Raw genomic sequence first — 21539 nt, 5'->3', positions numbered from 1 at the left:
CGGACAGCGTGGTGCGTCCGGGCCCGTTCCATGCCGCCCGCCGCGCCCGGTTCGCTCGGGGTTCCGCGTCGCGCGGGGCGGCGAAAGGCCCGGTAGGTGGGGTCGGCGGAACCGGGTAACGTCTTTGTCATGTTCTTCCAGACGCCGATTGACGAGTGAGAGCGTGACGGGCCCCTGCCGGCGTCGCTCGGCGTCGCGACTCCCGTCCCCACCGACGACTCCGTACACATCATTCCGGGAGAACCCGTGACCGACAGCAAGAACATCAACAACCCCGTGGGTATGGGCGGCGGGCAGCGCAAGAGGCTGTCCCGCGCGGAACGGCAGAACAACGGTCCGCACCGCAACCTCGACCGCAAGGGTGCCGCCGACCAGAAGGCGGAGCTGGTACGCAAGATGCGCGAGAAGACCGGCGCGGCCGGAGGCGCGGCCGAGGGCGCGGCCGGAGGCGCCGATCGTGCGGGGGACGACAGCGCGGAGGGGTGAGGCGCCGCCGTCGCGGGCGGCGACGCTCGGACCGGTGCGTGGGCAGCCCCGACGATGACGGGACCGGGACTGCTGGTGCGCCTGCGACGACTTCTGACCGCGTGGGCCCTTCCCGTCGGTGTGGAAACGTCGCCGCCCGGAAGACCGGCCGGCCGTGCCGGGAACAGTGGGTCACTCCGGCGCGGTTGCAACCGAGGGACCGGCGCCGTGCGGGCGGGGGAACGTGGAGACCGCGGAGGGCGTCCTTCCCGTCGGCATCCGGGCCCCAGGATGGCGGTATGCCCGCCGTGTACGCGGATCAAGACGTTTCTTCGCAGGAGGACCTTTCATGACCGACCGGCCTTTGACTCTCATGGCAGTGCACGCCCACCCCGACGACGAGGCCACCAGCACCGGCGGGGTCCTCGCGCGGTATGCGGCGGAAGGCATCCGGACCGTTCTGGTGACCTGTACCGACGGCGGTTGCGGTGACGGGGCGGGGGGCGTCAAGCCGGGCGAGGCCGGCCATGATCCGGCGGCCGTCGCCCGGATGCGTCGTCACGAACTAGAGGCGAGCTGTGAGGTCCTGAAGATCAGCGATCTGGAGATGCTGGACTACGCCGACTCCGGGATGGTGGGGTGGCCGAGCAACGACGCCCCCGAGTCCTTCTGGCGGACCCCCGTGGAGGAGAGCGCCGCCCGGCTCGCGGAGCTGATGCGGCACTACCGGCCCGATGTGGTCGTCACCTATGACGAGAACGGTTTCTACGGCCATCCCGACCACATCCAGGCCCACCGCATCACGATGGCGGCGGTGGAGATGACCGAGCTGACACCGAAGGTGTACTGGACGACCATGCCCCGCTCGGTGATGCAGCGGTTCGGGGAGACCATGCGTGAGTTCCAGGAGGACATGCCGGAGCCGGACCCCGCCGAGGTCGCCGCGATGGCCGAGATCGGGCTCCCCGACGACGAGATCACCACATGGGTGGACACCACTCCGTTCAGCGGTCAGAAGTTCGACGCGCTGGCCGCGCACGCCAGTCAGGGCGAGAACATCTTCTTCCTCAAGATGGGCAAGGAGAAGTTCGGCGAGCTGATGGGCATGGAGACCTTCCTCCGCGTCAAGGACTCCACCGGTGCGGCCGTTCCCGAGAACGATCTCTTCGCCGGACTGCGCTGATCCGCCGGGGTCGGGGCGCCCAGGCCGCCCGATGGGTGATCACCGACGCGACGCCGGTCCGGTTCGCGCCGTTTGCTCCATGACGAAGGCCCCGGTCCGTGGACCTGGGCCTTTCCCGTCGTCCGGAGCGGGACCGTCCGACGCGGCGCGGGACGTGGTCAGCGTACGGGGAAGCCGTAGGTGTATCCCTGCTCCCTCAGCCAGGGCAGGACCTCGCGCAGCGCGGCCATGGTCTGGGAGCGGTCTCCTCCCGCGTCGTGGAAGAGGACCGTGGGGCCGTCGGTGATCTCCTTCTTGACGGTGGCGACCATGACGTCCGCGCCGGGACGCTCGAAGTCCCTGGAGTCGACGTTCCAGCCCAGCGGCCGCATGCCGTGGGACGCGGCGAGTTCGCGGCTGTACGGGGTGAACGCGCCGCCCGGGGCCCGGTAGTACTCCGGGCGGACGCCACCGGACGCCTTGGTGATCATGCGTTCGGCGTCCAGGATCTCCTGGGACTGGTAGGCCTCGGACTTCTTGTCCATGGCGGTGTCGTGGGAGACCGTGTGGTTGCACAGCCGGTGCCCGGCCGCCACGACCTTCTTCACCAGGTCCGGGTACATCTCGGCCTGCGTGCCCACCATGCAGAAGGTGGCCTTCACGTCGCCGTTGTCCTTGAGCAGTCGCAGCGCCTGCGGCGTCCAGATCGGGTCCGGTCCGTCGTCGATGGTGATGTTGACGCCCTGGGCACCGCGGTCCGAGGCGTGCGCGATGTCCGCCGCCACCTTGGTGACCGCCCTGCCCTCGTGCCCGGAGCCCGGCGCGGAGATACGGGCTTGCGGCTTCTGCCCTCCGGTGGGGTCGGCCTGCGCGGTCCACACGGACGTGGCAGCGGCCAGCGCCGTCACTCCGAGCGCCGCCGCCAGAAGCCGGCTGTACCAACCCCTTCCCTTGTGCTTCGCCATGTCCGCCCGCCCCTTTGTCGTCTCCGCCGATGCCGTGCGCCCATGAAGACACACGAACACCCCCACAAGATCCCCCTGTTACCGATCACGGACGAATCCGCAGGGGGCCGGCGACAAACGCAGGGCTTCCGCGACGGAGCGGGACGCGTCGGCCACGCCCGCCGGGCCCGCGCCGGTGTGTTCCGCCCGGACTTCGACGAGCCCGCGGACGTCGTTTCTCCGGGCGTTGTTTCTCCGGGCGTTGTTTCTCCGCGACGGGTCCGCCGGAATTGATCCGTTGTTGTCGGTCGGCTCCGCCGTCGGGGACGTCCGGAAACAGAAACGCCCGGCCGGGGTGGACCCGGCCGGGCGTTCCGTTGAACTGTCCGTCCATGACGATTCTTGAATTCGATCCGCCTTCAGGGCGAATTCAAGTCGACTCCGGGGCGGCTTCCGGCCGCCTTCGGGTCAGATCGTCGGCGTCTCGTCGACCATCTCCTTGTGCGGTTCGACAATGAACTTCCAGCCGTCGCTGGGCTCCATGAATCGCACGCGCGTCGGATAGATGTCCAGGGCGCGGCGGTCGCGGTTCTGGGCGCTCGCGTTCTTCCGTCCGCGGGCCGGCTCCTCGAACAGGTCGACCTTGACGTCCGGCACCGCGACGACGTCCTCGTCCCAGCGCTGAACGATCCCCGCGCCGAACGCGTCGCGCGCCGCGGCGTAGAGCGCGTCCAGGGACTCCTTGTTCCCGTTGGGCACGAAGAGCGCGAGGTTCAGGAGGACGCCGGCGCTCTGCAGAACCTCGATCTCCTCCCCCGTCTTGTCGGCGACCCAGATCCCGCGCCCCTCGGCGTCGTCCGGGGCGATACGGAGCTCCTCGCCGAAGACCGTCCTCGCGGTGAAGAATCCGCCCTCGAAGTTCTTACCCGGCTCCGTGAGGAAAGCCGGGGCGTAGCAGTCGAGAGGAAGGCCATTCATCTCTGCCGAGACGAAGATTCCGTCCTGGAGGCCCAACTCCGAAACCTCTCCGGCCGCAAGACGTCGAGCCGTAACCTTCTCGGTATTCACGCCATTCCCCTTTTTTCGTGGCGTCCTGTGAATTCAATGAGACTCTATCACGAAAAACCACCGACCAACTCCCGTGACGTATGTCTTCACGGTCACGGCGGCACCGGCCGACTCGGTGAGTAATTTCTTTCCGTAGAACAGCAGACGATTCATCTCGCATTGCAGGCGAAACGCAGAAACCGTAGATAAATACGGTGAGGAGGAAGGGACCGTCCCGTTCTCGCCGCGCACAACAGTGAAGCCCCGGGCGGGCTGCCCGGGGCTTCACTGTTGTCCGGAGCGACTGTGCTGTCCGGAGCGGCTCTTCTACGGCGTCACTCAGGCGGAGTCGGCCCTGCGGCGGCGCGCGGTGAGGACCACGGCGGCGCCGAGGACCGTCGCCGTGGCGGCTGCCGCGGTCAACTGCGGAAGGGCCGAGGGCGATCCGGTGCTGGCGAGGGCGCCGGTCGGGGTGAGGGTGGTGGTGGTACCGGCGGCGGTGCTGGAGGCGACCGGGGTGGTGGACGTGGCGCCCTGCGGCTCGGTCTCCGGGGTCCCCGGTGTGGAGGTGCCCGGCGTGGTGTCGTCACCGTCGCCCCCGCCATCGGCGTTGCCGGTGTCGCCGGTGGCGGCCAGGAGTTCGAAGTCGTGCTCGGTGGACATGTTGCCGCCGCACGTTTCGTCGTCGTTGACGTAGTCACCGCCGACGAAGGCGAGGCCGATCCCGGCCGGGGCCGTGGCATCGACCTTCAGGCGCAGCTTCACGTCGGTGTGGGTGCCGGCCTTCAGTGCGCCGAGGGAGCGGACGGAGTTGCCCTGCGTGTTCTTCCAGCCCGGGGACGCGGCGGTCGACCACTGGACGTGGAAGGCGTCGTCGATGACGTTGTAGCCGGTCTTGTCCGTCGCGTGGAAGTAGACGCGCGAGGAGACCTTGTCCAGCGTCTTGTCCGTACCGTTGGTCACGCGGAGCGAGAAGTCGGTCGTCGAGCCCGCGACGATCTTGGACGGCAGGCCGGTGACGACCGTGAGGAGCCTGTTCTCCAGGTCGCAGCCCGGCAGCTCCGGCTCCTCTTCCTCCCTGGCGTCGGCGAGCGCCTTGTCGGCGGCCTTCTTCTCCGCGAGGGCCTTTTTGAGGGCGTCCCGGACCTTGGAGTACTCCCGTACGGCGGCGACGCGGGCGTCGTCGGCGGCCCGGCCGGCCGTCGTGGCCTTCGTGTCGGCGGCGGCCGTGGTGTCCGCCGCCGACCGGGCGGCGCCCTCGGCGTCGGTGACGGCCTGGTCCGCGGCAGCCTTCTCGTCGTCGGTGGCGGTCTCCGGCAGCGCGGCGCGCGCGGCCGTGGCGTCGGCGAGCGTCTTGTCGGCGCTCTCCTTGGCGGTGGCGGCCGCCGCCGCCTCCTTCCTGGCGGTCGCCGCGGCGACCGCGAGGGGCGCCTCGTCGGAGAGGGCGGCGTCGACGATGTCCCGCGCGGCCCTGTCGGCGGCCACGGCGTCGTCGTACACCTTCTGCGCCTTCTCGGCGGCCTTCTCCAGTTCCTCGACGGAGGGCTTGCCCCGGTCGCCCTGGCCCTGCGTGCGCGAGGCGCCGGAGGGCGCGGTGTCGGCGAGCGCGGGGGTGACGGAGAGCAGCAGGACGGGGGTGGTCACGGCGGCGACGACGGCCGTGGCCAGCATGCGGCGAATCTTCAACGGAGTCCTTCTCGGGTCCGGAAAGCGAGCTCGGGAAATGGTGCGGGAAATGGGGTCGGAAAACGCGTTCGTGAAACGGGGAAGCGGGCGAGGAAGGCAGCAGGCAAGCGGGCGGGAAAGCGGGCGGTGCGTTCGGGCAGCGGGTCGGGCGAGTGCTGGGCCGGCCGCTGCGGTCGCGCTCACGCAGGGCTTCGGTGGTGATCGTATGACCGGAAACACCCTGGCCGGAAGCGTGCGGGCAGCGCCCCCGGTACGGCATCCCGCTCCCCCACGACGGGCAATTGCCTCATCGGGGGACAGTTGCTTTCCCTGTACGGGGCACTTTGGTGATCCATGTCATCCGCGACGCGGACGCACCGGCTGACTCGCCTGCTCACGGCGCCCGTTCGCGGCCCGACGTCCGGTCACGGAGGTGTGTCGCCCCGCTGTGCCACCGTGTCGAGGAGTTCCGGCAGGTCGCCGAGGCGGTCGAGGCCCTTCACGGCGCGGGCGGTGCGGTGGTTGGCGGCGAGGCGCGTGCGGTGGCGGTGGAGGAAGGCCCAGTACCCGGTGGTGTACGGGCAGGCGCGGTCACCGGTGCGGTCGGAGGGGCGGTAGGCGCAGGGGCCGCAGAGGTCGCTCATACGGTGGAGGTACGCGCCGCCGGAGGTGTAGGGCTTGGTGGTCATCAGGCCGCCGTCCGCGTACTGGGACATGCCGACGACGTTGGGGAGCATCACCCAGTCGTAGCCGTCGACGAAGCAGCGGTGGAACCAGTCGGTGACCGCCGCCGGATCCCAGCCGTCCTGGAGGGCGCGGCTGCCCAGCACCATCAGGCGCGGGATGTGGTGGGTCCAGCCGACGTCCCTGACCTGCGCGAGCACGGTGGAGAGGCAGTTGGCGGTGACCGCGTCGGCGTCCAGGTCGAGGAACCAGTCCGGCAGCGGGGCGGTGTGGCGCAGCGCGTTGCGGTGCCGGTACTCCTCGCCGAAGTGCCAGTACAGGTGCCAGACGTACTCGCGCCAGCCGGCGATCTGCCGGACGAAGCCCTCGACGCTGTTGAGGGGCGCGTCGCCGTCCCGGTAGGCCCGCTCGGCGCGCTCCACGCAGGCGGCCGGGTCGAGAAGACCGAGGTTCAGGGGTACGGAGAGCAGGCTGTGGCTCATCACCGGATCGGCGGCGAGCATGGCGTCCTCGTACCGGCCGAAGTCCGGGAGCCGGTGGGTGACGAAGTGCCGCAGCGCGGCCAGCGCCTCGCGCCGGGTGGCGGGGAAGCGCCGGGGGCCGTCGCGGCCGACGAAGGAGAGGTCGCCGTCGCGCTCCCAGCGGTCGAGGTCGTGGCGGACCTCGTCGTCGATCTCGTCCTCGGTGGGCTGCCAGGGGCCCCGGACGCCGAGAGTGCCCTGCCGGCGCGGCGGGGGTTCGCGGTTGTCGTGGTCGAGGTTCCACCGGCCGCCGGCCGGCTCGTCGCCGTCCATGAGCAGGTCGTGGCGCTCGCGCACCCAGCGGTAGAACCCCTCCAGCCGCAGGCTCCGTCCCCGGCCGCGCCCGGCCCACTCGGCGAAGGCGTCCCGGCTCACCAGGAAGCCCCGGGCCGGCAGGATCTCCACGCCCTCCTGCGCGGTGACGAACTCCAGCGCCCGGCGCGAGGTGGGGTGGCGGACCGTCAGCCGGGCTCTGGCGCCCAGGTCCCCGCGGATCCGGGCCAGGCCCTCGGTGTACGTGTCGGCGCGTACGTAGGTGACGCGGTCGCCGAGTTCGGCGGCGCGGTGCCGCATCGCCGAGAGCACCAGATGGGCCTTGGCCCGGTGGAAACGGCGGCGGCGCAGCACCGCACGCGCCTCGATCATGACCACCGGCGCGTGCGCGTCGGGGCCGCCGTGGCGGGGGTCGAGGAAGTGCGGGCCGAGCTGGTCCCCGAACAGCCAGTGGGGGCGTGGCTCCATGGGTTTCCGCCTCTCACGGCCGGTGCCCCGCGCGGGCGGTGTGTGCCGTACGCAGCCCTGCCGCGCGGTGACCGCCGGGTCGCCCCCTCGCCCGATGCTGCCAGCCGACGCCCGCGCCCGCCCGCCGACACTCCGGGCCTGGCCGAACGGGCCCCGGCGCTCCATGTGCGTCAGGTCGCGGGCGTCAGGTCGCGGGTGTCACGTCGCGGGCGTCAGGTCGCGGGCGTCAGATCGCGGGTGTCACGTCGCGGGCGTCACGTCGCGGGCTGCTGGAGCTTCCTGCTGGAGCCGAGGCGCAGGAAGGCCGTCTCCCCGGTGGAGTTGTCCACGCCGTCGTTGTCGGTGACGGCGTAGACCTGGCCGTCGCCCGCCACGGCCAGGCCCTCCAGCTTCTCCTGGGTCCAGCCGTTCGTGGCGCGCAGGTCGGGCAGCACGTCGTGCGCGAGCTTCTTCGGCAGTACGGGCAACCGGTCCGACGGCGCCGCGCCCTTGGGCAGGGCGACCGTGTACACCCGCTTGATTCTGGCGGCCGGGCCGTTCAGCTTGTCCCGCTCGATGACGGCGAGCCGGTCGCCGACCACGGTGATCTCGGAGAGGCCGATCCAGTCGCCCGGCGTGGTCGTGGTGCCGATCCGGTACCCGTACCAGCTCCAGGTGCCGGCCGTGACGTCGTACCGGCCGAGCCGGACGGTGCCGGCCGGGTCGCCCTTGACCTCGCGCTGGAGCGCGGCCCAGACCACCTCGCGGCCGTCGCGGCCGGTCGTCGCGGTGACCCCCTCGAAGCCCTGTCCGCCGAGGCCCGCGGCGATGTCCGCGGGCAGCGGGACGACCTGCCGGGTCCTTCCGGTGCTGTCGAGCCTGACCAGCTTGTTGCCCGCGCCGGTCGCGCCCTCCACGGCGAGCCAGAAACCGCCCTGCGGCCGGGCGTGGATGCCCTCCGCGTCGTAACCGACCGGCCGGCCGTCGCTCCCCTTGACCGTCAACGACCGGGTGATGACCGCCGGCTTCCGTGCCGCGTCGATGGTCAGGATCCGGGTGTCGGAGTACGCGGCGTCGGTCACGCTGTAGAGCTGGTGCGGCCTGCCGGGTACGGCGGAGAGCGCGCCGAGCGCGCCCCAGCCGATCGGGGCGCCGCCGGGGCCCGACGCCGAGACGAGGCCGGGGACCGCCGGGGTCCGCCGCCCCAGCCGGAAGACGTTCACCGAGGACCGTACGTTGACGGAGGCGTCGTCCTCCTCGCTGGAGACCGCGAGCAGTCCGCGCGACGGGATCGGCAGCAGCCCCTCGGGGCCGTTGGTGGTGGGCAGCACCTGGCGGAAGACCGGGGCGGTCGGCCGGCTCAGGTCGTAGACGGCGACGAAGTTGCTCCGCTCGGAGCCGACGAAGGCGTACCGCACGCCCTGGAACTCGGCGATCGCCAGGCCCTCGGGCTCGGTGCCCTTCTTCCCGGCGCGGCTCTCGTTGTGCAGCCCGTACCGCGTGGCGAGCGCCTCGAAGGTGTTGCCCGCGTCCCAGGCGACCTTGCCGGTCCGGCTGTCGAAGATCGACCAGCCCCGGGTGCCGCCGCGCCAGTCACCCTCGTTGGCGGTCGCCAGATAGCGGTCGTCGATCCAGCCGACCGCGTCGGGCTCGCGCGGCACGTCGGTGATCGAGCCGGTCGGGTCGATCCTGCCGTCATCGGCCGTGTCCACGCCCTCGACCGTCGCCGTACCGGCGCTGAACGCCTTGGTGACCCTGCCCGTCGGCAGGTCCACCACGACCACGCCGTTGTTCTCCTGGAGGGTCACCGCGAGCTGGTTGCGGCTGTTGACGGAGACGTACTCCGGCTCCGGGTCGGTCGGTTCGGTGATCCCGGCGTCGGCCAGGACGGGCAGCGCCCCGCCGTCCGCACGGGTCAGCGGGACGGCCCGGGTGCGCCACCGCTCCGGCGCGTCGCCCTTGAGATCGACGATCTGTACGAATCCGGCCGGGAGCTGGGGCAGGTCGCCCTTCTCGCGTCCGGGCGGGGTCGCCTCCTCGTCGCGTTCGTTCTCGATCGCGACGGCCGCGTACCGCTTGTCCTCGCTGATCGCGATGGAGTCGGGCTGGCCGCCGAGGTCGTGGCTGGCCACCCGGCGCCGGTCGCGCAGCGAGATGACGTCGAGCCGGCCGGAGGGTTCGGTGTAGCCGGCGCTGGTGTTCACCACCACCAGAACGTACGGACCGACCACGGCCACCGAGGTCGGCTCGTCCTCGGCGTCGCCGAGTTCGGTCAGCGACAGCGTGCCGAGCCCGCGCGGGGCTTCGGGGTCGCCGATGTCGAGGAAGCCGATCCGCCGGGCCGCGGCGTCGGTGTAGACGAGGGTGCGGCCGTCCTCGCTGGTCGCGGAGATCTCGGCAACGGTCGGGGCGGCCGGGTCGTCACCCGCCGGCCGGTTCTGGAAGACGGGGTACGTGGCGGTCCGGTCGAAGGCTACGGGCCGCTGCTGCCGCTCCGGGTGCGCGCTCGCCGGGTCCGCACCGGCGCCGGTCGGCAGGCCGATGACGACGGGGACGGCCACGGCCAGGGCTGCGAGGGCGGCGTAGGTTCTCTTCGGGAGCATCGTTTCTCCGTTGCACAACAGGGGCGGCGGAGCATGATGGTCCCGTCCACGGACGAGCGCGGCACGGCGTCCGGATGAACACCCGGCGAAGGCCGCCGGGAGGTCGCCGGGAGGCTGCCCGCCGGGGTGGCCGACGGGGTGTCCGACGGGCCGCGGGGCTCAAGGGGACGCGTCAGCCTTCCCGTTCGATCCACTCGCCGCCGCCCAGCGGGTAGTCGTAGCCGGGCCGGGCGCTCCCCGCGCTCGTACGGAACGGGACGCCGCCGTTGTCGACGCGCACCGTCCCGCCGCGTCCGCCGCTGGTCCACTTCACGCTGAGCTCCCAGCGGACGTCGTGCGCCGTGGTGCGCGCGTCGATGTAGAAGACCTCAGGGTCGGACTCGCTGACCTTGTACGGGAAGTCGCGCTGGCCGTTCTTGACGGTGACCGTGGGGCTGCCGTTGTCGAGGTCGATGTCGAAGGACTTGGTGCCGACGCCACCGCCGCAACCGACCCCCATCGAGTAGTCGTTCCAGGCGAGCGGCGCGCGCTTGCCGACGATCCGTACGTGCAGCTCCTCCAGGACGACCGTGTTCGGCCCGGTGCCCTGAAGGGTCAGGGCGACCCGCTGCTCCCCCGAGGCGACCGCGCCGTAGGCGGCGGCCCAGCGCGGCGCGTCCGGCTCGCCCGCGGGCGGGCCGACCTGCTCGGGTCCGCTGTCGACGAGGAAGTGCTGACTGCACGGATCCTCGTAGACGTAGGGGCGGACGGCGACGTTCAGCGGTGCGCCGGTGGCGCCGTCGGCGGGCGCGGCGCCCTTCCCGTCGCCGTCGCGCGAGGCTCCGGGGGCGGCTTCGGCTGAGCCCTCGGTGGCGGAGGCGGACGGGCCGGGGCTCTTCCCGCTGGGGGAAGGGGACGCGGAAGGGGAGGCGGAGTCCGACGCCGAGGGCGCCGGGGTGTCCGCCGTGCCCGTGGTCACCGCGGGGGCGCCGGCTCCCGTACCGTCGGCGGCGCGGGTCCCGTCCCCGCCGGAGGGCAGGGTGACGGCGAGCACCACGGCTCCCAGGACGGCGACCGCCGCGGCGGAGGCGATCAGCGCGCTCCGGCGGCGCAGCGGCGGCAGGGGCCGGCGCGGCAGGTCGACCAGGACCTCGTCGTCACCGCCGGCGCCGCCGTTTCCGGGGTTTGCGGCGTCCCTGTTCTCGCTGCCCCCGACGTCCCTGCCGTCGCTGTCCTTGGCGTCGCCGCCTTGGCCCGCATCGCCCACCTGGCCCGCCCGGTCCGACTGGCCCGCTTGGTCCGACTGGCCCGGTACAAGCGGGGCCGCCTGCTCGGACGTACCCACGGCGCCCGCGCTCTTCGCCCCGGTCGCCGCCCCGCCCTGGTCCGGTCTGGTCCTCCGGGCCGCGTCCGCCAGGATCCAGCGCCGGTGCACCTCCACCAGTTCCTGCCCCGTGGCCTTGCACACCCGGGCCAGACGCTCCACCGGGGCGTAGTCGTTGGGCACGGCGGTGCCGTTGCAGTAGCGGTGCAGCGTCGACGTACTCATGTGCAGCCGCTTGGCGAGCGCGCCGTAGCTCAGCCCCGAACGGTCCTTCAGCTCCCGCAGCAGCGCGGCGAACTCGTCCGCCGCCCCGGTCCCTCGCGCCTCAGGCACTCGTCCGCCCATCCCCTCGGTGTCCCCTCCACGCGTTCCAAGGGCCTTGCGTTTCCCCTGGTCAAAGGCTGTTTCGGCGTTCCAGCGTCCCGTAATGCCCGCTCCCCGTAGCGGCTGGGACGGATCACCCCACAAGCTCCAGTCATCCAAGCACCACCCCACCCGAACGACTAAGGGGCACCACGCCATGTCCAGCATCCGTAACTCCCGCTCGCGCCTCGTCACCACCGCCGCGGCCGTCGTGCTCGCCGCGCTCTCCCTGACCGCGTGCGACGACGGAACGGGCGTGACGGACGAGGGCGCGTCGGCGAACACCGCCGCCACCGGTACGGCCGCCACGCCCGGCGCGTCCTCCGCGGGCAGCGACGCCTCGAAGGACTCCGGCTCCGGCTCCGGCTCCTCCGCCAAGGGCTCCTCGTCGTCCGACGGCTCGTCCTCCGGCGACGCCGAGGACTCCTCCGACGCCGCGGAGCCGGGCGCGGACGCCCCCGCCCAGAAGGCCCAGGAACCCTCCGGCAAGGTGGTCACCTGCGAGGGCTCCACCACCAGGACGGTCGCCGCCCCGCTGACCCGCCCGGTGAACCACATGCTCCTCACCGTCACCAACACCGGCCGCAACACCTGCTTCCTGTACGGCTACCCGGCCGTCCGCTTCGGCGAGGCGCAGTCGGTGCCGCCGGTCATCGAGGACTCCCAGCCGCAGGCCGTCGTCAAGCTCGCACCGGGGCAGTCCGGTTACGCCGCGGTGAGCCTGTCGGCCACCGACGGCAGCGCCTCGAACGGCCGCACGGAGAAGTCCCTGGAGGTCTACTTCCAGGGCCGCTCCGGCTCGGAGAGCGTCGGCTCGGGTGCCACCCCGTCGCTGCCCGCCAAGGGCGTGTACGTCGACGACTCGCTCAAGGTCACGTACTGGCAGCAGACGATGGACACCGCCATCGACTGGTGACGTCCCGCCCTGTGGTGACGGACCGAGGTGGCCGGGGATCGCTCCCGGCCACCTCGGTGGTGTGTGGTCCCCGGCCATGTGCGGCCCCAACCGGCCCCGCACGGCCCGGCCTTCGTACGGCTGCCTCGGACAAGCGGGACGAATGGTGTGTCGCGTGCGCTCACGGCCCCCCGCGCAAGATCGGGGCTAGACTCCACTCGATCCGAAGTTCCACATATGAATACGCTCTCCTGTCGGCGGCGAATTTACCTGCACGGCGTACACGGAACGATAACCCGGACGTAACCCTCCGGGAACGTGGGACGCCTTGCAGTTGCAGTCGAATCGCGACCTACGAGGGAAATTTCCATCGCCATGAACAAGGGACAATTCGCTCCTTCCATATTGGCCACGGCAGCCATACGGCGAGGGGATCTGCTGGCTGCGGCCCGGCATGTCGAAACCGTCCATGAAGCGATCCCGGATTCCGCCCCACCCGATGAACTGGCCCGCTACAACTGGCTGATACTCCAGTTCGCGGCGGCCTCGATAGGCCCTCGGCGCGCCGTTGAGCGGTTTATGGCGGAGCAGTCGGAAAAGCTGGCGGACGGGGTCATGCTGTCGCTGGAGCCGGAGGCCGCGCCCTGGCTGGTGCGGGAGCTGTTACGGGCCGACGACCGGGCAGCCGCGGAGGCGGTCGTGGGGGCGGCGGGGCCCGAGACACGGCCCGGATCGCTGCATGCGCGGAGTCTGCTGGACCGGGACGCGGCGGGGCTGCGCCGGGTGATCGAGCGTTATCGGGATCCGTGGGCGCGCGCCTCGGCCATCGAGGATCTGGGGATGTTGCTCATGGCGGCGCCGGAGCGGCCGTACGCGGAATCGGAATTCCGGCTGCGTCAAGCGGCCGAAATATACCGGAAAATCGGTTCGGTCCGCGACGAGGAGCGGGCCGTCCGGCGGCTGCGGAAGTTATCGGAACGGGCCGCCGACATCTCCACCGACGACCTCGCCCCCGCCGGTATTCCGGCCGCCGGAATTACGGGTGCCCGTTCGGGCACGGAAGGCTTCTGGGCCCGTATGACGAAGTCCGAACGGGCAGTGGCGACGCTGGCGCGCGAGGGGTTCAGTAACCATCAGATAGCGGGCCGACTCTCCATTTCACCCCATACCGTCGATTTTCATCTGCGCCGCATCTTCCAGAAGCTGGGTGTCCGGTCGCGTGTCCAACTGGCGCATAAGCTCAGTTCCCCCGTCGGACAGCTCGCCGGGCACCGGACGTCGAACGTCGAAGGGGCCTGCTGATCCGTCTCCACGGGATCCGCCCCTTCATCCGGCGGCGTTGCGCTCCGCGAGGACCGGGGCGGTGGTGCGCGCGGTGAGATGGCAGCGGATCGGGCCGTTCTCCTTGAGCGTCACCGTCTTGCCGAGCGGGATCTCGGGCCCGGCGGGCCGGAGTTCGTACCGCTGGAGCAGAACGGCGAGACAGAGGACCGACTCCAGCATCGAGAAGTGCTGCCCGATGCAGGCCCGGCTGCCGCCGCCGAACGGGAACCAGGCGTAGCGCGGCCTGCCGGCCTCGCCCTCCGGAGTGAAGCGCTCGGGGTCGAAGCGCTCCGGGTCCGGCCAGTGCGCGGGGTCGTACTGGGTGACCGCGCCGCAGACCATCACATCGGCCCCGGCGGGGATGCGGTGGCCGTCGACCACCGTGTCCCTGACGGCCCGGCGGGAGATGAAGGGGACCGGAGACTGGAGGCGCATGGCCTCCTTGAGCACCTTCGTGAGGTAGGGGAGCGCGTCCAGGTCGGCGGCGCCCGGCCTCCGCCCGGCGAGCACCCGGTCGACCTGCTCGCGGGCGCGGGCCTGCTCCTCCGGGTGCCGGGCCAGCAGATACAGGGCCATGGCCAGCCCGGTCGCGGTGGTCTCGTGGCCCGCGACCAGGAAGATGAGGACCTGGTCGCGGATCTCCTCCAGGTCGAGCGCGTCGCCGCCCCCGGAGGGTCCGGAGGCATCGGACACGCCGGACGCCCCGGACACGCCGGACGCCCCGGACGCGTCGGACACGCCGGAGGCGTCGGACGCCCCGGACGCGCCGCCCGCCCCGGAGGCGCCCATGAGCAGCCCCAGCAGGTCGTCGCCCGTCCCGTCGGCGGCGCTCCGGGCGGCGGCGCCCTTCTCCGCACGGCCCGTTCTGCGCTCGGCGATGATCTCGTCGCACAGCTCGTACAGCCCCCGCCGGGCGGCGGCGGCCCGGCGGTTGCGCGGGGTCGGCCAGTGGCGGGGCAGGGTGAGCGGTGTGTTGCCGCGCTCCAGTGTGTAGTCCAGGAGGACGGGCAGACAGCGGTTCACCACCCGCACCGCGGCGTCGGAGTCCGCGCCGAAGAGGATGTGGCACAGGGTGCGGAGCGCGAACGCCGGCATCTCCTCGGTGAGGTCGACGGTGCGGCCGGGCGCCTCGCGCCACCGCTCGGCCAGCGCCTCCGCCTGGGCGCACGCCGCGTCGGCGTAGCCGTCGACCCGGCGGCGGGTGAACAGCGGCTGGATCAGGCGACGTTGGCGCCGGTACTCGTCGTCCTGGCTGGTGAGCAGGCCGTTGCCGAAGGACTCCCGGATGACCTCGTACATGACGTTGTCCTTGCGGAAGTCGGCCGCGCGCGTGGCCAGCACCTCCCGGGCGCCCTCGGCGGAGAAGACCAGATGGAGGTCGAGGCGCAGACCGGGCAGCCCGGCGGCGAGGCGCACGACGTCCCCGTACTCGCGTCTGGCCCGCCGGAACGCGCTCAGCGGGTTGCGGCGCAGCTCCAGCAGGGATCTGGCCAGCCGGGCACCGGTCGGTCCCGGGACGGGCGTTTCGGCCGTCACACGCATCCCCTCCGCTCGCTCCGTCACAGCTTCCCTCCCGATGGCTCCGCTCCGTGGTCGCCGGGTCACATCGAGCCTGGCAGACCCGCCTTCCGACCGGCACTACGTGGATACGTAGTGCCGGTCCTACGTGTCCACGTAGTGACCTCGAAGGGCGGATTGCGCGAAGAATGTGGACCCAACGCCGCCGGGGGCCGCGGCCGTTCGCCGACAACAGTGCGGGCGTAAGACCGTCTCGTCCCGCGCGGCCGACGCCCGCGCGGGACCCGGAACGAGAAAGAAGGACGGGATGGCGACGATTGCGCGTGCCAGCCGCTTCGAAGCGCTGGGGACCTGCCTGCCCGCCGCGGTGCAGCCGACATCCGAACTGGTCGCCACGATCACCGGGGCGAATGTTCCCCTGGAGCGCGTCACCGGCGTCACGGCCCGCCGGGTCGCCGACGCGGACGCCGGCGAGGACTCCTTCGGGCTGGCCCTGCGCGCCGCCCAGGACGCGCTGCGCACCTCCCGCTACGAAGCGGGCGAGTTGGACGTGGTGATCTCCACGTCGATCAGCCGCAGCAAGGGCGGCGACCGGTACCTCTTCGAGCCGTCGTTCGCCCGGATGCTCATCGAGGAGCTGGGCGCCCACCGGGCGATCCACTTCGACCTGTCCAACGCCTGCGCGGGAATGATCACCGGCGTCCATGTCCTGGACCGGATGATCCGGGAGGGCATGGTCCGTAACGGCCTGGTGGTCAGCGGCGAGCGCATCACCCCGATCGCGCGTACGGCCGCCGCGGAGATGGAATCCTCCCGCGACCCCCAGTTCGCCTCCCTCACGGTGGGGGACTCCGGCGCCGCGGTGATCCTCGACGAGTCCGAGGACGAGTCCGACCGGATCCACCACGTCGAGCTGATGACGGCCGCCGAGTACTCCCATCTCTGCCTGGCCATGCCGAGCGAGCGGACCGGCGGCCTCGCCATGTACACGGACTCCAAGACGCAGCAGGCGGAGGGCCGGCGGAGGATCTGGTCCGGCTTCTACAGCGACTTCCTCGCCAAGGACGGCGCGGACTTCGCGGACGAGAAGTTCGACTACGTCATCCACCACCAGGTCTCCACCCGGTTCATCGACTTCATGCAGGAGCACGGCGAGTCGGCGTTCAGCACCGCGATGCCCGAGACGCTGTCCACGGCCCACTACCTCGGCAACACCGCCAGCACCTCGCACTTCGTCACACTCGGCGAGCACCTGCGGGCCGGGACCGCGCGCCGGGGCGCCAAGTTCCTTCTGGTGCCCGCCGCTTCGGGCGTGGTCACCGGGGGCCTGTCCGCGACGATCACCAATCTGGGAGTCTGACCGTGGGTACGATCATCAGGGCCGCCTCCGCCACCGTGCCGCAGGCCGTCCGCACCTCCGACATCCGGCTGGCGGCCGAGGCCGCCCAGGACTGCCTGGACCAGGCCGGGCTGGCGCCCCAGGCGGTGGGCGTCCTGGTGAACGTCGGTGTCTACCGGGAGAACAACGCCCTCGAACCGGCCATGGCGGCGCTGGTGCAGAAAGAGGTGGGCATCAGCCTCGACTACACCGTCGACCGGTCGCCCGGCCTCTCCTTCGACCTGATGAACGGCGCCTGCGGCGTCCTCAACGCCGTCCAGGTCGCCCAGGCCCTGCTGGGCAGCGGCAGCACCGAACGCGTCCTGGTCACCGCCGCCGACGTGCACCCCGGCGGCAACGCCCGTCTGGACCCCGGCTATCCGTACGCCGACCTCGGCGCCGCCCTGCTGCTGGAGCGGTGCGCCGACGGCGGGAGCGGCTTCGGCCCGGTCCGCGCGTACAGCGCCCGGGGCACCTCGGGGACGACGGGCTATGTGAGCCTGGCCGGGGGAACGGGCGAGGAGCGCGGACAGATCACCGTGCACCACGAAGAGGGCTGGGCGGAGCGGCTGCTGGACCTCGCCGCCGACAGCGTCGACGGGTACGTACGCGAGGAGGGCCTGGCCCTCGACCGTACGCTGCTGGTCTGCAACCGGCCCGCGCCCGGCTTCCCCGAGGAGCTGGCCGGCCGCCTGGGCATGGCCCCGGCCGCCGTCGTGGCCCCCGAGGTGGCCGACGCGGGGGCGGGCGAACCGCACACCGCCGCCCCGGTGCTCAGCTATCTCCAGGCGGTACGGGACGGACTCCCCGACGGCTACGACGAGTTGCTGTTCGTGACCGCGGGAGCGGGCCCGAGCGTGACCTGCGTACGCTACCGGCCGCAGGACCGGTGAACGCGGTGGCCCCGATACCCGCGGACCGCGAGGACGGCCCGGCCGACATCCTGGAGCGCAACGCCCGCACCTTCCCCGCCAAGGCGGCGATCGTGCACCCGGACGGACACGACGCCGACGGATCGATCCGCTACCGCGAACTGACCTACGGCGAACTCCACGACCAGGTCGAGCGGTTGGCGGCCGGGTTCCACCGGATCGGCATCACCCGGGGCACCCGGACCATCCTCATGACCGCCCCGGGCCCCGATCTGTTCGCCGTCGTCTTCGCCCTGATCCGGATCGGCGCGGTCCCGGTCGTGGTGGACCCGGGCATGGGCGTCAAGCGGATGCTGCACTGCTACCGGGCGGTGGGCGCCGAGGCGTTCATCGGTCTGCCCGTCGCCCATGTCGTACGGGTCCTCGGGCGCGGCGCCTTCCGCGACGTACGGACCACGGTCACCGTGGGCCGCCGCTGGTTCTGGGGCGGCGAGACGCTGGCGCGGCTGCGCACCGGACCCCGCGCGGAGAACCTGCCCCGCCCGTCCGCCGACGACCTCCAGATGATCGCCTTCACCACGGGCAGCACCGGCCCCGCCAAGGGCGTCGAGTACACCCACCGGATGAGCGCGCCCATGCTGCGGCTGCTCCAGGCCGTCCACGAGCGCGACAGCGACGACGTCTCGCTGATCACCCTGCCCGCGTACGGCATCCTCGACCTGCTGCACGGCTCGACGCTGGTGCTCGCGCCGGTGTCACCGGCCAAGGTCGCCGACGCCAGGCCCGAGCTGCTGACCGACGCCCTGACCCGCTTCCGGGTGACCAGCATGATCGCCTCGCCCGCGCTGCTGCGGGTGCTCGGGCAGCATCTGAAGGAGCACCGGACCGAACTGCCCGACCTGCGGTTCGTCGCCGCGGGCGGGGCGCCCGTACCGCCGGACGTCGTGGCGACCGTACGCGGGGCGCTCGGCGAGAAGGCCGAGTTCCATGTGACCTACGGGGCCACCGAGGCGCTGCCGATCTCCTCCGTCGAATCGGCCGACGTGCTCGGCTGGGCGGACGGGACCGGCTCTGCGGACAGGACCGGCTCGGCGGACACGCCTCGTTCCCTCGACGCGCCCGGCTCCGCGGACGCGCCCGGTTCCGTCGCCGGGACCGGCGGGACGGCCGCGCTGTCGGCGTCCGGCGCCGGTACGTGCGTGGGCCGCCCGCTGCCCGGCATGGCGGTACGGATCATCCGGGTGTCCGACGGGCCCGTCGAGCGCTGGACTCCCGAACTGGCCCTGCCGCAGGGCGAGATCGGCGAGATCGTGCTCGCGGGCGACGCGGTCAGCCCGGGGTACCACGGCGACCCCGCCGCCAACACCCAGTACAAGATCCCCGAGGAGACCGCCGACGGCACCACGCGGCTGTGGCACCGTACCGGCGACCTCGGCTACCTGGACGCCTCGGGACGGCTCTGGTTCTGCGGCCGGCGCGCCCAGCGGGTCCGGACCACGGACGGCGACCTCCACACCGTACGGTGCGAAGGTGTGTTCAACGCCCACCCCGAGGTGCGCCGTGCCGCCCTCGTCGGGGTCGGGGAACCCGGCGCGAAGAAGCCGGTGGTCTGTGTGGAGACCGAACCCGGCGTCACCGACGCGCGCTGGCGTGAACTCGTACCGGAACTCCGCGCGTTGGCGGCCGGGCACGAGGTGACCCGGGGCCTGGAGGAGTTCCTGCGCCACCCGGCCTTCCCGGTGGACATCCGGCACAACGCGAAGATCGGCCGGGAACAGCTCGGCGTCTGGGCCGCACGCCGACTCGCGGCGCGCCGCCGCCCCGCCACCACCGCGCGCACCTGGGCACTGCGGGCCGTACCGCTGGCCGGCTGGGCCTACCTGCTGGCACGGCCGGTCCTCCCGGACCATCCGGTGGTACGCGCCCTGTGGTGGGCCGACGCCTTCCTCAGCGTCGGCGTCCACGCCGCCCAGATCCCGGCGGCGCTGCCACGGGGCCGCGCGGCCGGTTACCGGGACGCCGCGACCGCCGGGCTGACCATGCTGTACGGCGCCACCTGGTGGCGCACCCTGCCCCCGGCCGAACCGGCGCGGGACGACACACCGGGGACGAAGAAATGAAGGTCCTGATCACCGGCGCCTCCGGGTTCCTCGGCGGACATCTCGCCGAGGCCGCGCTCCACGCCGGGCACGACGTACGCGCCCTCGTCCGGCAGGGCTCCGACCTGACCCGGCTGCGCGCGCTCCCCGGCCTGGAACTGGCCTACGGGGACCTGGCGGACGCCGCCTCGCTGGCGCGCGCCGCCGAGGGCGTGGACGTCGTCCACCACAGCGCCGCGCGGGTCGTCGAGCACGGCACCCGCGAGCAGTTCTGGAGCGCCAACGTCCTCGGCACCCGGCTGCTGATGGAGGCCGCCCGCACGGCGGGCGCGGAACGCTTCGTCTTCATCAGCAGCCCCAGCGCGCTGATGCGGGTGGGCGAGGGGGACCGGCTCGGCATCGACGAGACCACCCCGTACCCCGACCGCTACTACAACCTCTACTCCGAGACCAAGGCGGCCGCGGAGCGCCTGGTCCTCTCCGCGAACCGGCCGGGGTTCACCACGGTCTCGCTGCGTCCGCGCGGCATCTGGGGACCGCGCGACCGCGCCGGGTTCCTGCCCCGGATGGTCGGACGGATGGCGGCCGGGCGGCTGCCCGACCTGGCGGCGGGGCGGACGGTGGTCACCTCGCTCTGCCACTGCGACAACGCGGTCGCCGCGTCGCTGCTGGCGGCGGACGCCCCGGCCGAACGGGTCGGCGGCAAGGCGTACTTCATCGCGGACGGGGAGCGGACCGACCTCCGGGAGCTGCTGGTACGGCTGGCCGGGCTGTTCGGTGTACAACCGCCGACCCGCCGGATCCCGCCGCTCGTCCTCGGCGCCCTCGTCGAGGCCGTGGAGCTGGCCTGGCGGGTGCCCGCGCTGGCCGCCCGCCGCGAACCGCCGCTCACCCGCTACGCGGTGGCGCTGCTCACCCGCTCGACCACGTACGACACGACCGCGGCGGAACGGGACCTCGGGTACGCGCCGGTCATCAGCCAGGAGGACGGGCTGAAGCAGCTCATGGCGTGGGTCGAGTCGCTGGGCGGGGTGGAGGAGTTCAAGCGCGCCGTCCGGTGAGCCTCGGTGGGCGTCCGGTGGGCGTCCGGTGAGGTGGCGCGCGGTGACGGGCCCTGCCGGCCGGTCGTCTCCGCGCGGCCGGGGGCGTGTCGTCAGGCGAGCTTCGCGTAGACGATGAGGTTGTTCACCGGGTGCCCCTGCGCGTCGAAGTCGCCGTCGCAGGTGATCAGCCGCAGGGCGCGCTCGTCGGTCGGGCCGTAGACCTTGTCGGTGGGGAACGCGTTCTTGCCGACGCTCTCGGTGCCGGTGACGGTGAAGCGCGCCGCCGCGCCCCGCTCGTCGGTGACGGTGATGTCCGCACCCTTGGCGATCTTCTTCAGGTCGTGGAAGACGGCCCTGCCGAAGCGGGTGTCGTTGTGGCCGATGATCACGGCGGCGCCCGTCTCCCCGGGTACGACGGCGCCGGTGTACCAGCCCGCCGTCATCCCCTTCTCGGCGGGCGGGACCTCCACGGTGCCGTCCTCGTTGAGCCCGAGGTCCATCAGGGAACTGCTGATCCCGATCGAGGGGATGTCGACCTTGGCGGGCGCGGCGGGCGACGCGGGCTTCCCGTCCCCGTCCGGCTGCCCGCTCCCGGACGAAGGGCCTACGGGGTCCACGGAGGCCACGGAGCCCGCGGCGGACGACGCGCCCCCGGGGTCGGACGAACAGCCGGTGAGCAGGAGGACGGCGGCGGTGAGGGCGAGGACGAGGGCCGGCAGGGTGCCGGGGCGCCGTACCTGAGGGTGCGCGGGGGACACGACGGGCTCCAGGGGTGGGACGGGCGGAGGACGGAGGGGGCGCGGCGGGGGCCGGAGGACGGGGCCGGGGCCGGGAAGAAGCCGTGGGGGGGGCCCCACGCCGAGCAGCAGCCCGCCCCCCCGTCGTGAGAGACAGACGGGGCGAGCGCCCGGAGGGGGGTTGTGACGCGCGCCCC

The 21539-nt window shown here is 72.3% G+C and carries 16 protein-coding genes; 8 read left to right on the top strand and 8 right to left on the bottom strand.

The window, feature by feature from the left end; translation table 11 throughout:
* Positions 1 to 246 precede the first annotated feature (246 nt).
* Both ACFXPK_RS06250 and ACFXPK_RS06245 read left to right on the top strand, forming a co-directional pair.
* The gene (locus ACFXPK_RS06250; protein ID WP_385000174.1) at positions 247 to 486 is read left to right on the top strand and encodes a DUF6243 family protein; all 240 of its coding nucleotides are present in this window, start codon (positions 247 to 249) and stop codon (positions 484 to 486) included.
* A 328-nt stretch (positions 487 to 814) separates the two neighbouring features.
* Positions 815 to 1648, top strand: coding sequence for a PIG-L family deacetylase (locus ACFXPK_RS06245; RefSeq protein ID WP_385072229.1), 834 nt, complete (start codon positions 815 to 817; stop codon positions 1646 to 1648).
* A 158-nt stretch (positions 1649 to 1806) separates the two neighbouring features.
* Here the strand turns inward: ACFXPK_RS06245 and ACFXPK_RS06240 are convergent, their stop codons facing one another.
* From ACFXPK_RS06240 to ACFXPK_RS06215, 6 genes are all read right to left on the bottom strand, one after another.
* The gene (locus ACFXPK_RS06240; RefSeq protein ID WP_385072227.1) at positions 1807 to 2592 is read right to left on the bottom strand and encodes a polysaccharide deacetylase family protein; all 786 of its coding nucleotides are present in this window, start codon (positions 2590 to 2592) and stop codon (positions 1807 to 1809) included.
* A 447-nt stretch (positions 2593 to 3039) separates the two neighbouring features.
* A complete protein-coding gene (locus tag ACFXPK_RS06235) occupies positions 3040 to 3639 on the bottom strand; it encodes a hypothetical protein (protein ID WP_385007991.1) in 600 nt (199 codons plus the stop codon).
* A 318-nt stretch (positions 3640 to 3957) separates the two neighbouring features.
* Positions 3958 to 5289 carry a peptidase gene (locus tag ACFXPK_RS06230; RefSeq protein WP_385072224.1) on the bottom strand — a complete coding sequence of 444 codons (1332 nt, stop codon included), beginning with the start codon at positions 5287 to 5289 and terminating at the stop codon, positions 3958 to 3960.
* Between the two features lie 419 nt (positions 5290 to 5708).
* Positions 5709 to 7229 (bottom strand): cryptochrome/photolyase family protein, encoded by a 1521-nt coding sequence (locus ACFXPK_RS06225; RefSeq protein WP_385072221.1) that lies wholly within the window; start codon positions 7227 to 7229, stop codon positions 5709 to 5711.
* A 254-nt stretch (positions 7230 to 7483) separates the two neighbouring features.
* Positions 7484 to 9811: an esterase-like activity of phytase family protein gene (locus ACFXPK_RS06220; protein ID WP_385072219.1), complete on the bottom strand. Its 2328-nt coding sequence runs from the start codon at positions 9809 to 9811 to the stop codon at positions 7484 to 7486.
* A gap of 172 nt (positions 9812 to 9983) precedes the next feature.
* The gene (locus ACFXPK_RS06215) at positions 9984 to 11459 is read right to left on the bottom strand and encodes a helix-turn-helix domain-containing protein (protein ID WP_385072216.1); all 1476 of its coding nucleotides are present in this window, start codon (positions 11457 to 11459) and stop codon (positions 9984 to 9986) included.
* A 175-nt stretch (positions 11460 to 11634) separates the two neighbouring features.
* Here ACFXPK_RS06215 and ACFXPK_RS06210 point away from each other — a divergent pair, with 175 nt between their 5' ends.
* Both ACFXPK_RS06210 and ACFXPK_RS06205 read left to right on the top strand, forming a co-directional pair.
* Positions 11635 to 12393 carry a DUF4232 domain-containing protein gene (locus tag ACFXPK_RS06210; RefSeq protein WP_385072213.1) on the top strand — a complete coding sequence of 253 codons (759 nt, stop codon included), beginning with the start codon at positions 11635 to 11637 and terminating at the stop codon, positions 12391 to 12393.
* Between the two features lie 354 nt (positions 12394 to 12747).
* The gene (locus tag ACFXPK_RS06205; protein ID WP_385072210.1) at positions 12748 to 13674 is read left to right on the top strand and encodes a LuxR C-terminal-related transcriptional regulator; all 927 of its coding nucleotides are present in this window, start codon (positions 12748 to 12750) and stop codon (positions 13672 to 13674) included.
* A gap of 24 nt (positions 13675 to 13698) precedes the next feature.
* Here the strand turns inward: ACFXPK_RS06205 and ACFXPK_RS06200 are convergent, their stop codons facing one another.
* Positions 13699 to 15237, bottom strand: a complete 1539-nt coding sequence (locus ACFXPK_RS06200; protein ID WP_385072300.1) for a cytochrome P450 — start codon at positions 15235 to 15237, stop codon at positions 13699 to 13701.
* A gap of 283 nt (positions 15238 to 15520) precedes the next feature.
* Here ACFXPK_RS06200 and ACFXPK_RS06195 point away from each other — a divergent pair, with 283 nt between their 5' ends.
* From ACFXPK_RS06195 to ACFXPK_RS06180, 4 genes are read left to right on the top strand one after another with little or no spacing between them, the layout of a single operon-like run.
* A complete protein-coding gene (locus ACFXPK_RS06195; RefSeq protein WP_385072207.1) occupies positions 15521 to 16573 on the top strand; it encodes a 3-oxoacyl-ACP synthase III family protein in 1053 nt (350 codons plus the stop codon).
* A gap of 2 nt (positions 16574 to 16575) precedes the next feature.
* Positions 16576 to 17484 carry a hypothetical protein gene (locus tag ACFXPK_RS06190; protein ID WP_385072205.1) on the top strand — a complete coding sequence of 303 codons (909 nt, stop codon included), beginning with the start codon at positions 16576 to 16578 and terminating at the stop codon, positions 17482 to 17484.
* Positions 17485 to 17489: 5 nt separating this feature from the next.
* Positions 17490 to 19583: an AMP-binding protein gene (locus ACFXPK_RS06185; protein ID WP_385072202.1), complete on the top strand. Its 2094-nt coding sequence runs from the start codon at positions 17490 to 17492 to the stop codon at positions 19581 to 19583.
* On the top strand, positions 19580 to 20623 hold the full coding sequence (locus ACFXPK_RS06180) for an NAD-dependent epimerase/dehydratase family protein (RefSeq protein WP_384997904.1): 1044 nt from the start codon (positions 19580 to 19582) through the stop codon (positions 20621 to 20623). The genes ACFXPK_RS06185 and ACFXPK_RS06180 overlap by 4 nt, the downstream gene beginning before the upstream one ends.
* A 92-nt stretch (positions 20624 to 20715) precedes the next feature.
* Here ACFXPK_RS06180 and ACFXPK_RS06175 read toward each other — a convergent pair whose 3' ends face one another.
* Positions 20716 to 21363, bottom strand: a complete 648-nt coding sequence (locus ACFXPK_RS06175; protein WP_385072198.1) for a class F sortase — start codon at positions 21361 to 21363, stop codon at positions 20716 to 20718.
* Between the last annotated feature and the right edge of the window lie 176 nt (positions 21364 to 21539).

Source organism: Streptomyces sp. NPDC059142 (assembly GCF_042755665.1).
Lineage (GTDB): Bacteria > Actinomycetota > Actinomycetes > Streptomycetales > Streptomycetaceae > Streptomyces.
This window is presented reverse-complemented; position numbering and strand designations above follow the sequence as displayed.